This is a genomic window from Corynebacterium sp. MSK297 (genome assembly GCF_030232885.1).
GTDB lineage: Bacteria > Actinomycetota > Actinomycetes > Mycobacteriales > Mycobacteriaceae > Corynebacterium.
Genome location: NZ_JASPGD010000001.1, coordinates 49,277 through 61,532, shown reverse-complemented (window position 1 = coordinate 61,532; position 12,256 = coordinate 49,277). Strand labels below are relative to the sequence as shown.

The following is a 12,256-nucleotide window of genomic DNA, read 5'->3' as shown; positions in this document are numbered from 1 at the left end:
TAGTAATAACGATGAGCTTTAACATGTTTTCCCCGTCGCCTGAAAGCCGTCAGCATAGCGTGGGTAGTTCTGAGGTAATTGAAGTCAATGGCCCAAACCCTTATCAGGTGACCGTTGGCCGGGGACTGACTGATGCCATTGCGGACAGAGCGAAACATACTGGCGCTCAGACTGTAGGGATTGTGCATCAGCCGACAATGGCGGCACCTGCCAGGCAGGTTGCCCGTTCGATTGAAAACTTGGGACTGCGAGTACATTTGTTCCCTGTACCAGATGCGGAAGCTGCAAAAACTCTCGAAGTTGCTGGTCAATTATGGGATGAACTTGCGCAGCATAATTTCTCTCGACGTGACGTGATCATGGGCTTTGGAGGCGGTGCGGTCACCGATCTAGCTGGGTTTATCGCAGCTACGTGGATGCGAGGAATAAAGGTCATCCAAGTGCCGACTACTTTGCTCGCGATGGTGGATGCAGCCGTCGGTGGAAAGACTGGAATTAATACTGGACATGGCAAAAATTTGGTCGGTGCTTTTCATGAACCAGACAGTGTGTTCGTTGACTTAGACCGGCTGACGACTCTTCCTGAAGAAGAAATAATTGCCGGTTCGGCGGAGATCATCAAAACTGGTTTTATCAGCGATGGCGTCATCATTGATCGTTATGAAAATGACCCGCTTGCTTGTTTGGACCCGGATGGTTATTTGCCGGAATTGATCACGCGTTCAATCGCTGTGAAAGCAAACGTCGTCGGCATGGACCTGCGTGAGTCAGGTTTGCGGGAAACCTTAAACTACGGTCATACCTTTGCCCATGCGGTGGAATTGCGCGAGGATTTTTCCTGGCGCCATGGAAACGCGGTGGCGGTGGGCATGATGTACGTCGCGCATTTAGCACGTAACCGCAAGTTGATCGACGATGCATTGCTTCAACAGCACCGCCGAATTTTGGAATCAGTTGGATTGCCGGTGGCGTATGAGACGGGGCATTTCGACGAACTACTTGCAGCTATGAACAGGGATAAGAAAAACCGTGACGGCAGACCCCGGTTTGTAGGAATCACGGGAATCGGCGATTGCATGCGTATTCCGGACGCCTCAGATGAAGAATTGCGTGCAGCGTACCAAGCAATTTGCTCATAGAATCTGCATCGATGCGTGGCAACCAGATTTTTGTATCTGCTGAAAGGATACTGTCGTAATGGCTGGGAATAATCGGCCCACTGTATTGGTTCTGAACGGTCCTAACTTGAACCGGTTGGGCAAGCGCCAACCCGAAATTTACGGTGCGACGACGCTGGGTGACCTGGAAAGTGCACTGATCGCCGAAGGCGAGGCCTATGGTCTACATGTCATTTGTCGGCAGTCAAATGCTGAGCACGAATTACTGGATTATGTGCACGAAGCCGCGGATCATCACTGGCCAGTGATTATTAACCCTGGTGGTTTCACCCATACCTCGGTGGCGCTGCGTGATGCGCTAGCAGAAGTAGCAGACGGTGCCGGATTTATCGAGGTGCACATCTCCAACGTGCATGCTCGAGAGACATTTCGTGGGTATTCGTATTTATCGCCGCTTGCACGCGGTGTCATCGCGGGGCTTGGTATTACCGGATATAGTGCTGCATTACGTTATTGGGCAGATAATCTGGCGTAATATTGTAGAAGATAGTTTCTTTGTGGAAATTTCAGCTGTATGGGGATAGGAATTCCCACGATCCCTGGTGGTTGCCTACAAGGTTCAGCAAACTAACCTAATAAGGAGAAAAATGACATTGGCTGATACTCGCTTTAGTAACCGTCGTCGTAAATTGGCAACAGCCATGGCGGCAGAGCGACTCGATGATTTTTTGGTGACTCACCTGATCCACGTTCGCTATTTATCCGGTTTCTCGGGATCCAATGGTGCGGTGCTGTTATCGAAAGATCAATCCGCTGCTATCAGCACAGATGGGCGTTATGCGACGCAGATTGCAGAAGAAGTTCCTGATATTACTGCAACGATTACCAGTGCCATCACAAAAGATCTGCTCCAGAAGCTAGAAGGACCACGTCGGGTTGGTGTGGAGTCTGATTTTGTCAGCATCGAGCAGTTCAAGCAGCTGGAAAAACAGTGTCCAGAAGAAGTGACACTAGTGCCGGTTTCCGGGATGATTGAAAAGATTCGGCTAATCAAAGACAACGTCGAAATCGAACGTCTGACTGGAGTCGCAGAGTTAGCCTCACAAGCACTCGAGGATGTGATTGCGGCTGGGGAAATCGCGGCCGGTCGCACCGAACGTCAGATTGCCGCTGACCTGGAATACCGTATGCGTTTGTTGGGTGCGCAACGCCCAAGTTTTGACACAATCGTCGCTAGCGGTCCGAACGGCGCGAAACCACACCACGGTGCAGGTGATCGCGAGCTGCAAGAAGGCGATCTCGTAACAATTGATTATGGTGCACACCGCGCTGGGTTTAATTCCGATATGACGCGCACTGTGGCTGTAGGCAAGATAGATGATTTCTCGCGGGAAATTTATGACATTGTGCTCAAAGCACAGGAAGCTGGAGTCCGGGCGGCTACTCCTGGTACTCCGCTGGCTGACGTTGACGCCGCGTGCCGCGACATTATCCGTGAGGCTGGCTATGAAGAGTATTTTGTCCATTCCACCGGACATGGAATTGGCCTTGATGTGCATGAAGCCCCAGCAGCTGCTCACACGGGTCAGGGCAAACTCGAAGCAGGAATGACGCTCACGATTGAGCCAGGAATCTATATCCCGGGCAAGGTGGGGGTTCGGATTGAAGATACTTTGGTGATTACGGACGGTAAGCCACGCAACTTATCTACACCGACAAAACAACTGCGCGAACTGTAGAAGCGCGTGCCATGATATCGGCATGGATTGTCGGCATACGACGATGCGTGCGCGTGACGTCGGGTAGATACGAATGCACATTGCCGCCCGCACCGATTCTTTAACGGTCCGGCTGGTCTCGGTTATACTAGCGTGAGCAAAGATGTACTAGGCAGCTCCATGCGTTGTGGAGCTGTTGCACTGACTAATATTGGAGAGTTGATTCGTGGCTGATACCACTGCTTTCAAAAACGGCGTTGTCCTGAAAATTGACAATAAACTACAACAGATCGTGGAATTCCAGCACGTGAAGCCAGGAAAAGGTCCAGCATTCGTGCGCACCAAACTCAAAGATGTCATGACTGGCAAAGTGACTGACAAGACCTGGAACGCCGGCGCGAAAGCCGAGTTGGCTACGGTTGACCGCCGTGACATGACATACCTCTATAATGACGGAACCAACTACGTCGTCATGGATGATAAGACCTTCGACCAGGTCGAATTGTCTGCCGACAAATTCGGCCGTGCAGTGGATTTTCTGCTGGAAAACATGCGCATCCAAGTCTCGTTCCATGACAATGAGCCGTTGTTCGCTGAACTACCGATCAACGTCGACCTTAAAGTAGAACACACTGATCCCGGTTTGCAAGGTGATCGCTCGAGCGGTGGCACCAAACCTGCGACGTTAGAAACCGGAGCTGAAGTTCAGGTTCCGTTGTTCATCGAAACCGGAAACGTCGTCAAGATCGACACCCGTACCGGCGACTACCTGTCCCGCAGCAACAACTAACGCGCAAAGGCATGTCAGACAACAAAAAAACCGCGGCTTCCGGCTCTCGTTTCATACGCTCAGATAAGCGTTTGCACACCAAGCGCTACCGGGCTCGCCGCCGTGCCGCGGACATCCTTTACGAAGCTGAAACCAGAGACCTTGATCCTGTGGCGATTGTCGACGATCGTGTAGAGCTTGCTGCCTGGGAGCAATCGTCTGTCCCACCCGTGGCTGACTACACTAAAGAAATCATCTCGGGAGCTGCAGAGAAACTCGATGAAATTGACGAGTTGATTTCCCGTTTCTTATCACAAGAATGGGAACTTGGAAGACTTCCGGCTGTTGACCGCGCGATCATGCGCGTTTCCGCGTGGGAAATATTGTTTAACGCTGAGGTTCCGGCAGCCGTTGCCGTGGTGGAAGGCGTGGAATTAGCCAGTGAATATTCCACAGAATCGGCTGCGCCGTATATTCACGCGGTGTTGGACGATATTGCCCAATCCGTCTCAGGTGATAACCCTATGGTTCAGGATGACAGAGACGACAGTGAGATTGACGACAGTGACATTGACGATGGTGTTAGCGAAGATCCCGACGCCAAATACACAGACGAGCAAACATAAGATCTGTGTCTTTTAAACCACGTCATGCAGAATGTTTGCGGGCAGTTCCACCCGTAGAATTGTCCGCGATTGATCCACAGTCGACTCCCGGTTTTTCCGGTAATCCGCGCGGAAAAAGGATGCGGAAACGATTCCGTAAATTCGATGTGGAACTGCGGCAACTGCAGGAACAATTATTTGCGCATTCTCGCCTAGGGACCGCACAGTCCGGATCCATTTTGTTGATTTTGCAGGGCATGGATACATCTGGCAAGGGCGGAATGATCCGCAACGCTTTGTCAGTTTTTGACCCACAAGGCTTGCGTCCTGTGGGATTCGGCGCGCCAACTGAAGAAGAACGGAACCACGATTTCCTGTGGCGGATCAACCAACATGTGCCGAACGAGGGTGAAATCGTCGTGTTTGATCGCTCGCATTATGAAGATGTTCTTATTCAGCGGGTAGAGAAGATGGCACCAGCTGAGGAGATCGAGCGTCGCTATGATGCGATCGTTGATTTTGAATCTCAGCTTGCAGCACGCGGGGTACACATCATCAAAGTAATGCTGCATATTTCTGCAGAATTCCAAAAATCTAACCTGGCACGTCGGCTGCAACGACACGATAAACGCTGGAAATTTGACCCATCTGATCTCGACAATCGAAAGAAATGGGATGATTACCAGCGCGCTTATGAGTTAGCCATTAATCGCACCCATACCGAGGACGCTCCGTGGTACATCGTGCCCAGCGACAATAAGCTTTATGCGCGCACTGCCGTAAAGTATTTGTTGTTGCGGCGTTTGCGCGCCTTGGATCTGGATTGGCCGCAGCCAAGCTACGATGTCGAGCAGCAGTACCGCCGCCTTCACGGAGGGCTGTAATCATGGCTGCCTTGTGTTGTAGTGCTGTGTCCCGCCAGTGCTGCGTCCTGGTACTATCCTGGACTACTGCCTAAGCGCAGGTTTTGGCGCTGAGACTAGGCACCGTCTTCGTCTGAGGCGCTGTGCTCACCCGTGGTGCGTTCAGCCTGGTCGCGGTGCTCATTGAGCTTTCGCATTTCATCGGCTGCGGCGACCATCGCATCTTGCGCTCGAATCACACCGTCGACGGCGGCTTTGAGGGAGACCTTGAGCTGTTCGTCTGAGATTCCGGCGGCAATCACAATGTCACGTTCGGTGCGCACGATTAACTTGCCTTCGTGCTCGGCAATAACAGCTCGTGCGCCGATCGAGGTGGAGTTCATTTGGTTAGCAGCCAAGAATAATCCAGCATCGGCACTGTCGTAGTCCGTATCGGTGGCTACTTCGGAGCGGACCACCATCGCAGAACCCAACACTGCGAATGTGCACAAGGTGTCGTTGAGGTTTGCGGTAGCGATTTCTTTCCCTGCAACCTTAGTGAGTTCCACATCAAATCCACGCATGACTGCGATGACTCGGTCGATGGTGGCTGGGGCCAGTTCTGTATCGGTGCTCATGAGAAACTCCTATTTCTGCTCGTCGTGCGTGTGGTTTTCTTCCCAGGTGACAGCGTCTGGAAATTGTTTGCCGAGGGTCTGGAACGATTCCAAGACTGCGTCCAATGTGCTCAACAAAAACACGCCCAACTGGTTTCGGGTCATACCAGTGCTGACGTCAGCTTCACGAACCGCTGAAATCGCTAGCTGGCTTTCTCCCTGCTCAAAAAATCGCAGTGTTGGGGCGAGTTGCGCTTGGTTCCACGAATTCACGACAGCAAGCACGTCAACTGCTTGGCTAGTACCGAGCTGTCCGCGCCAGAGTGAATCGACGATAAGGATGTTTTGCCGGACGCTGATTGCGATTGCTGCATTACTAAATCCGGTGCGTACTACCTGCAATGTGCTGCCGTCGGGAATTTCTTGTTCTTCGTTGCGGTACACGAGCTTTTCGGCATCAAGAATCTCACCTATCCGCTCGAGGGTGACTTCTCCAATGTCGCCGACGGTTTCCGCTGAGCGTTCTTGCTCATTCGGCGTTGGTTGCTGGCTCATATGCTCTTTCCGTTCGCGTTGGGTTTACTACTAACCATTGCCACCGTACCGGCAAACTAGCCGACAAATCATTGGGCCCGGTGTATGTTTCAGCTTGAGCACTGGTTTTCCCGCACTGTATTTACTCCGCTTGTAGCTGTTCACCGCCAAGTTCGTGAGCGAGGGCAGCATCAAGAGTGGGAAAACGGAATTGGTGGCCGAGCTGGCTAATCTTTGCACTTGAGACCCGTTGATCGGCCAAAGCTAATTCATGGGCGCCTTCTTTACCCAGTATTAACTTGGGTCCGAGTGTGGGGACTGGAAGCAGCGTCGGGCGTTTTAGTTCAGTACCGAGTACTCTAGCCATATCTTTGTTGAGCAATGGTTCCGGGGCAGCCGCGTTGATTGCGCCAGTAATCTGAGAGTCAACGATTGCTCGGGTATAAATATCGGTTACATCATCCATCGCGATCCAGCTGAACCAGAAATTTCCATCACCAAAACTCCCGCCCAAACCGGTGGAAAACAATGTTCTCAGGAGTGGAAGCAAACCAGAGTTTCCGGAAAGCGTCACCCCGGTACGGATATTGACCACACGTTTTCCAGCTTCTAGTGCCGGTCGACATGCCTGTTCCCAGTCGGCGACCACATCGGCCAAGACGCCGTCGCCTCGTTCGGAATTTTCTGTGAGAATTTCGGGGCCGCGATCTGGGCCGTAGTAGCCGATAGCAGAAGCACAGACCATCGTCGTAACACTCGGTGAGTCTGCGACTAAGCGTGCCAGTTTATAGGTTGGGTCCACCCGTGAGTCGCGAATCTCCTTTTTGTGTGTTTCGTTGAAGCGGCCAAAAATAGGCTCACCTGCTAAGTGTACGAGAACATCGATGCCTGCGAGAAGATGTGATGAAGGGTAGTCGGTGTGCCAGTGGCGCTGGCCGGTTTTCGCTTCTCCGCGCACCAGCTCGATGACAGTATGCCCCGCTGTGGTTAGTTGGGCTTTCAAATTGCGTCCGATAGAACCATGGGCGCCGGTCATGGCGACCGTGAGAGCTTTTCCTGGTACGGATTCTATGGAGCTTTTGCCGGTCGTGGCTGTGGACGTTGCCCCTGCGAAGCCTGCGTTTTGCAATGATCGTAAGAAAGTCAAATCCGCGATGAGCTGACGCTGTCGATAAGCAAACACTGGGCGCACTAAGCGAGCGGGCGCACGTGTGTGGACCGTATCGGTGATTGTGGTGGTATTCGGCAGCTCACCATCGCCGAAGTGATGATCATGGCGCCATTGTGCGAGCTGTCGGATTGGAGAGTTGATGCAAAAATCAGTAAACGATATTTCGGGTTGGTAGCGCGTCAGATCGTGGCGCGCTACCCATTTCAGTCCGGCCGGAAGCCGGAAAATTGTGGTGCCGTCGGCAAGACTCGTCGTTTCGGTCTGTGGAGTCATTGGCATGAAAGGAGGGGTGAGACGACTGATTGCCCCGGGGCGGGTGTGCCAATCCCACACTTCGGAGCGTGGGGCCGGAACGAGATGTTGGGCGGAAAAGCTCACGCGCGTAATCCTTAGTGCTAGACTGAAGCGGTGTCTCCATCATAGACCCACCCATGAATGCAGTCGGCATCCTTTAAAATCCGCACAGAGAGGCGGGGAAGGAGGGCACGATGACAGTGGAAGAACCGTCCGCGGGGGCAGCAGAAACAACTGAGTTGTTGAGCGCTGCTGCAATTTCGCGCACGATCGCACGCATCGCGCACCAAATTATTGAGAAAAACGCCATCGGCTCGCCAGACTCGGCGCCGGTGATTTTACTGGGCATTCCGTCCGGGGGCCTTCCCTTGGCGGAGAGTATCGCGGAAAAGATTCACGAGTTTTCTGGCCAGGCTGTTGCCACTGGCGCTTTGGATATCACTTTGTATCGTGATGACCTTCGTTCGAAACCACACCGTGCATTAAAACCGACATCGATTCCGCGTGGAGGCATCGATGATGCCATCGTGGTGCTTGTCGACGACGTCCTGTTTTCTGGACGTAGTATTCGCGCAGCACTCGATGCATTGTCCGATATTGGTCGCCCACGCGCAATTCAACTGGCCGTATTAGTGGATCGCGGCCACCGTGAACTGCCGATCCGCGCTGATTTCGTCGGCAAGAATCTCCCGACTGCGCGTACCGAGGGTATTTCTGTTCTGAATGCGGATATCGACGGCCGTGACGCTGTGATCTTGTCACGCGGAATTCGCAGCGTGCAGGACCGGGTTGCACAGCATCAAGCAGCAATATCAACAGAATCCGCAGAGTCGACAGCGTCGGTAGATGTCGAAACCACGGATCTAGTAGACGACCAGCCTAGGCAAGGGGACAAGTAATGAAGCACTTACTATCCATTGCAGATCTAGACGCGGACCAAATTACGGGACTGTTGGATGAGGCTGAGCGGTTTTCTGAAGCCCTGGCTGATCGCGATGTGAAGAAGCTTCCGACGCTGCGGGGTCGGACGATTTATACCTTGTTCTACGAAAACTCCACTCGTACCCGCTCGTCGTTTGAAACTGCCGGTAAATGGATGAGCGCCGACGTCATTAACCTATCTGCGTCTTCCTCGTCGGTATCCAAAGGCGAATCCCTGCGCGATACCGGATTGACGTTGGCCGCAATCGGCGCCGATGCGATTATCACCCGGCATCCGTCGTCCGGAGCTGCTCAGTTGCTTGCCAATTGGGTGGATACCGATGGTTCTGGCCCGTCTGTGATTAACGCCGGTGATGGTGCTCATCAGCACCCGACCCAAGCATTGCTCGATGCGATGACCCTGCGTCAGCATCTCGAAGAGATCGCCGGTCGGCGTGTCGTTATTGTGGGCGACTGCCTGCACTCACGTGTAGTGCGCTCCAATGTCGATTTGCTTTCCACGATGGGTGCGGACGTAGTACTTGTCGCACCGCAAACCCTGTTACCGCGCGGTGTAGAACAGTGGCCGGTACGCACCAGTCACGATTTTGATGCCGAGCTTACCGGGGCCGATGCCGTAATGATGTTGCGTGTGCAAAAAGAACGCATGAACGGTGGTTTCTTCCCTTCGCACCGTGAATACGCCACATACTACGGGCTGTCGAAGCAACGTGCGGCATTGATGCGTGATGATGCCATTATCATGCACCCGGGTCCGATGCTGCGCGGTATGGAAATCAACTATGACGTTGCCGACTATCCAAATACCGTGGTACTGGGACAGGTGAACAACGGAGTGCACATGCGCATGGCGGTGCTGTTTACATTGTTGGCCGGTTCCGGAGCGGAATAACGCGCTCAGTTGAATAACGCAGGCAAAACCAGACTATGACAGCACACAATTCATACAACACAGGGGAAGCCACGATCATGTCGCATACTTACCACACTCCGACGCACGAGAAATATCCGTCGACTGGGCAATTACGCCCCGCGTCGCAAAGGTCCTTGTTGTTGCGCAACGTACGGCCTTATGGCGAGGGCGACCCCGTTGACGTATTGCTTGCCGAAGGTCGTATCCAGGCGATTGAGGCAACTGATTCGAATACAGCTGCTCGACTTTCGGCAGATGATGAGCGCGATCTGCAGGGCAACGTTTTGTTACCGGGCCTTGTTGATATGCATGTGCACTTGCGTGAACCGGGCAGGGAAGACACAGAAACCATCGCCAGTGGCTCAGAAGCTGCAGCGCGCGGCGGCTTTACGGCCGTCTTCACGATGGCAAACACGCAGCCAGTGACGGATCAGCCAGTGATTGCGGAATCCGTCTGGTACAAGGGGCAGCAGCACGGTGTGTGCGATGTGCACCCGGTGGGATCTATCTCTCAAGGACTGGAAGGTAAGAACCTTACAGAATTCGGCATGCTCGCACGCAGTGCAGCGAAAGTACGGATGTTTTCCGACGACGGTAAGTGCGTCAATGATCCACAGTTGATGCGTCGAGCTCTGGAATACGCCAAGGGCTTGAATGTCTTGATTGCACAGCATGCAGAAGATCACCGAATGACCCAGACTGCGGTTGCCCATGAGGGTGCGACTGCAGCTCAGCTTGGGCTGTCGGGTTGGCCGCGGGTAGCAGAAGAATCCATTGTTGTCCGTGATGCATTATTGGCGCGTGATTACGGAAACCGCGTGCATATCTGCCATGCCTCCACAGAAGGCACGGTGGAGCTGGTGCGCTGGTCGAAGCAACACGAAATCCCGATCACTGCGGAAGTTACTCCGCATCACTTGTTGCTGCACGACGAGAAGCTGCGTACTTATGACGGCATTTTCCGGGTTAATCCGCCGCTTCGTGAAGAATCAGACACGTTGGCGCTGCGGCAAGCTCTTCTCGATGGGGTAATCGATTGTGTGGCCACTGATCACGCGCCGCATGGCAGCGAGGATAAGTGCGTGGAATTCGAACACGCGAAGCCGGGAATGCTCGGCCTGGAATCCTCGTTGGCTGTGATCGCCCAGATCTTCGTGGAATCCGGCTTGGCAGATTGGCGGTTTATTGCTCGCGTGATGTCGGAGCGTCCCGCAGAGATCACTCGACTGCCGGATCACGGCCGCCCGATCGCGGTGGGAGAACCGGCGAACCTCACTGTGGTGGATCCGGCTTATCCATGGACCTCGAAGTCCGAGGAATTTGCGTCGAAATCGCGGAACAACCCTTATGAGGGCCATGAATTCGGGGCGAAGGTTACCCACACGATCTTGCGGGGAGGGTTGAGTTATGAACTTGCCGATTTTGTGCGTGCCGACGTTGGTGAGTCAACAGGCTCGGAAGATTAATTGATTACCGCACAACGGACTCGAGAATATGACAACAGCAAGCGAAAGGCAGAAAACCGTGACTAATCCTGCACACCGAAGCTACCCACCCGAGACGGTACCTGCGGTACTCGTGCTCGGGGATGGCAGCGTGTATCCCGGATTTGGGTTCGGCGCTATTGGCAAAAATCTCGGAGAAGCCGTATTTACTACGGCGATGACCGGGTACCAAGAAACTATGACGGACCCGTCATATCACCGCCAGATCGTTGTTACCGCTGCACCGCATATCGGAAATACCGGCTGGAATGACGAGGATGACGAATCACACGATGGGCGCATCTGGGTTGCTGGACTGGTCGTCCGCGACCTGGCACATCGCGTGTCGAATTGGCGTGCGACTAGCTCGCTACCCGAAGCGATGGAACAACAAGGCGTCATCGGCATTTCCGGTATCGATACCCGAACTTTAGTCCGTCGTTTGCGTAATCACGGTTCCGTCAAGGCAGGAATTTTCTCTGGTGAACAAGCCCAACGACCACATGATGAACTGATCGCGGAGGTCCGTGAGCAAGAAGATATGGCGGGCGCGGATTTGGCTGGGGAAGTTTCCGTCGATAAGGCCTATACCGTGCCTGCGGAAGGTGCAACTCGCTACCGAATCGTTGCATTTGACATGGGAATTAAAACTGCAACGCCACGTAATTTCTCACGCCGCGGTATTGAAACTGTGGTGGTGCCAGCGGGCACCAGCTTCGCCGAGGTAGAAAAGCTGCAACCAGACGGGGTATTCATCTCCAATGGTCCGGGAGACCCAGCAACCGCTGATGATATGGTTGCCACTTTGCGGGAGATTCTGGCGGCGAAAATTCCATTCTTCGGTATTTGTTTCGGTAACCAGCTGCTCGGCCGGGCCCTGGGCTTGCAGACGTACAAGATGAAGTTCGGTCACCGCGGCATCAATGTTCCGGTGCTGCACCACGAGACTGGCAAGATCGATATTACGTCGCAGAATCACGGTTTTGCGTTAGCGGCCCCGGGGAATACCGAGACGTTGCCTGCTGATTGCCAGGAAACCGACCGTGCGTTTTCGACCGACTTCGGCTCAGCGTTAATCACGCATACTTGCCTGAATGATGGCACCGTCGAAGGCGTCGCTTTACGTAGCGGCCTGGCTTATTCCGTGCAATATCACCCGGAATCTGCTGCTGGCCCACACGATGCCCACCCGCTCTTTGATCAATTTCTCGCGCTGCTTGAGCAGCACAGCCAGGAAAGGAAAGCTTAA

Annotated in this window: 13 protein-coding genes; 10 read left to right on the top strand and 3 right to left on the bottom strand. The window is 53.6% G+C overall.

Going from position 1 to position 12,256, the window contains the following annotated elements:
* Positions 1 to 11: 11 nt before the first annotated feature.
* The 6 genes from aroB to QP888_RS00255 all read left to right on the top strand — a co-directional run bounded on the left by aroB (position 12) and on the right by QP888_RS00255 (position 5,094).
* Complete coding sequence (gene aroB / locus QP888_RS00280; RefSeq protein ID WP_502869053.1) at positions 12 to 1,139, top strand: 3-dehydroquinate synthase; 1,128 nt, start codon at positions 12 to 14, stop codon at positions 1,137 to 1,139.
* Positions 1,140 to 1,197: 58 nt separating this feature from the next.
* Positions 1,198 to 1,653 carry a type II 3-dehydroquinate dehydratase gene (gene aroQ, locus QP888_RS00275; RefSeq protein WP_284811319.1) on the top strand — a complete coding sequence of 152 codons (456 nt, stop codon included), beginning with the start codon at positions 1,198 to 1,200 and terminating at the stop codon, positions 1,651 to 1,653.
* A gap of 112 nt (positions 1,654 to 1,765) precedes the next feature.
* Positions 1,766 to 2,857, top strand: coding sequence for an aminopeptidase P family protein (locus QP888_RS00270; RefSeq protein WP_284811317.1), 1,092 nt, complete (start codon positions 1,766 to 1,768; stop codon positions 2,855 to 2,857).
* Positions 2,858 to 3,062: 205 nt separating this feature from the next.
* Positions 3,063 to 3,626: an elongation factor P gene (gene efp / locus QP888_RS00265; protein ID WP_284811316.1), complete on the top strand. Its 564-nt coding sequence runs from the start codon at positions 3,063 to 3,065 to the stop codon at positions 3,624 to 3,626.
* Between the two features lie 11 nt (positions 3,627 to 3,637).
* Positions 3,638 to 4,231, top strand: coding sequence for a transcription antitermination factor NusB (nusB, locus tag QP888_RS00260; protein ID WP_284811315.1), 594 nt, complete (start codon positions 3,638 to 3,640; stop codon positions 4,229 to 4,231).
* A 5-nt stretch (positions 4,232 to 4,236) separates the two neighbouring features.
* Positions 4,237 to 5,094, top strand: coding sequence for a PPK2 family polyphosphate kinase (locus QP888_RS00255; RefSeq protein WP_284811313.1), 858 nt, complete (start codon positions 4,237 to 4,239; stop codon positions 5,092 to 5,094).
* 95 nt (positions 5,095 to 5,189) lie between these two features.
* On the opposite strand, the gene QP888_RS00250 is transcribed toward QP888_RS00255, so the two are convergent.
* The 3 genes from QP888_RS00250 to QP888_RS00240 form a co-directional block, all read right to left on the bottom strand.
* Positions 5,190 to 5,690: a YbjN domain-containing protein gene (locus QP888_RS00250; RefSeq protein WP_284811312.1), complete on the bottom strand. Its 501-nt coding sequence runs from the start codon at positions 5,688 to 5,690 to the stop codon at positions 5,190 to 5,192.
* A 9-nt stretch (positions 5,691 to 5,699) separates the two neighbouring features.
* A complete protein-coding gene (locus tag QP888_RS00245; protein WP_284811310.1) occupies positions 5,700 to 6,224 on the bottom strand; it encodes a YbjN domain-containing protein in 525 nt (174 codons plus the stop codon).
* A 121-nt stretch (positions 6,225 to 6,345) separates the two neighbouring features.
* Positions 6,346 to 7,752: a TIGR01777 family oxidoreductase gene (locus QP888_RS00240; protein WP_284811308.1), complete on the bottom strand. Its 1,407-nt coding sequence runs from the start codon at positions 7,750 to 7,752 to the stop codon at positions 6,346 to 6,348.
* Positions 7,753 to 7,862: 110 nt separating this feature from the next.
* On the opposite strand from QP888_RS00240, the gene pyrR reads away from it, so the two are divergent.
* From pyrR to carA, 4 genes are all read left to right on the top strand, one after another.
* Positions 7,863 to 8,567, top strand: a complete 705-nt coding sequence (gene pyrR / locus QP888_RS00235; RefSeq protein WP_284811307.1) for a bifunctional pyr operon transcriptional regulator/uracil phosphoribosyltransferase PyrR — start codon at positions 7,863 to 7,865, stop codon at positions 8,565 to 8,567.
* Positions 8,567 to 9,502 (top strand): aspartate carbamoyltransferase catalytic subunit, encoded by a 936-nt coding sequence (locus QP888_RS00230; RefSeq protein ID WP_284811306.1) that lies wholly within the window; start codon positions 8,567 to 8,569, stop codon positions 9,500 to 9,502. Before pyrR ends, QP888_RS00230 begins: the two co-directional genes overlap by 1 nt.
* 77 nt (positions 9,503 to 9,579) lie before the next feature.
* The gene (locus QP888_RS00225) at positions 9,580 to 10,989 is read left to right on the top strand and encodes a dihydroorotase (protein WP_284811821.1); all 1,410 of its coding nucleotides are present in this window, start codon (positions 9,580 to 9,582) and stop codon (positions 10,987 to 10,989) included.
* Positions 10,990 to 11,047: 58 nt separating this feature from the next.
* The gene (gene carA, locus QP888_RS00220) at positions 11,048 to 12,256 is read left to right on the top strand and encodes a glutamine-hydrolyzing carbamoyl-phosphate synthase small subunit (RefSeq protein WP_284811305.1); all 1,209 of its coding nucleotides are present in this window, start codon (positions 11,048 to 11,050) and stop codon (positions 12,254 to 12,256) included.

Coding starts and splice junctions, on each gene's coding strand:
- aroQ (WP_284811319.1), top strand. CDS start 1,198: ATGGCTGGGAATAATCGGCCCACTGTATTGGTTCTGAACGGTCCTAAC.
- QP888_RS00245 (WP_284811310.1), bottom strand. CDS start 6,224: ATGAGCCAGCAACCAACGCCGAATGAGCAAGAACGCTCAGCGGAAACC.
- QP888_RS00250 (WP_284811312.1), bottom strand. CDS start 5,690: ATGAGCACCGATACAGAACTGGCCCCAGCCACCATCGACCGAGTCATC.
- QP888_RS00225 (WP_284811821.1), top strand. CDS start 9,580: ATGTCGCATACTTACCACACTCCGACGCACGAGAAATATCCGTCGACT.
- pyrR (WP_284811307.1), top strand. CDS start 7,863: ATGACAGTGGAAGAACCGTCCGCGGGGGCAGCAGAAACAACTGAGTTG.
- QP888_RS00270 (WP_284811317.1), top strand. CDS start 1,766: ATGACATTGGCTGATACTCGCTTTAGTAACCGTCGTCGTAAATTGGCA.
- QP888_RS00230 (WP_284811306.1), top strand. CDS start 8,567: ATGAAGCACTTACTATCCATTGCAGATCTAGACGCGGACCAAATTACG.
- nusB (WP_284811315.1), top strand. CDS start 3,638: ATGTCAGACAACAAAAAAACCGCGGCTTCCGGCTCTCGTTTCATACGC.
- aroB (WP_502869053.1), top strand. CDS start 12: ATGAGCTTTAACATGTTTTCCCCGTCGCCTGAAAGCCGTCAGCATAGC.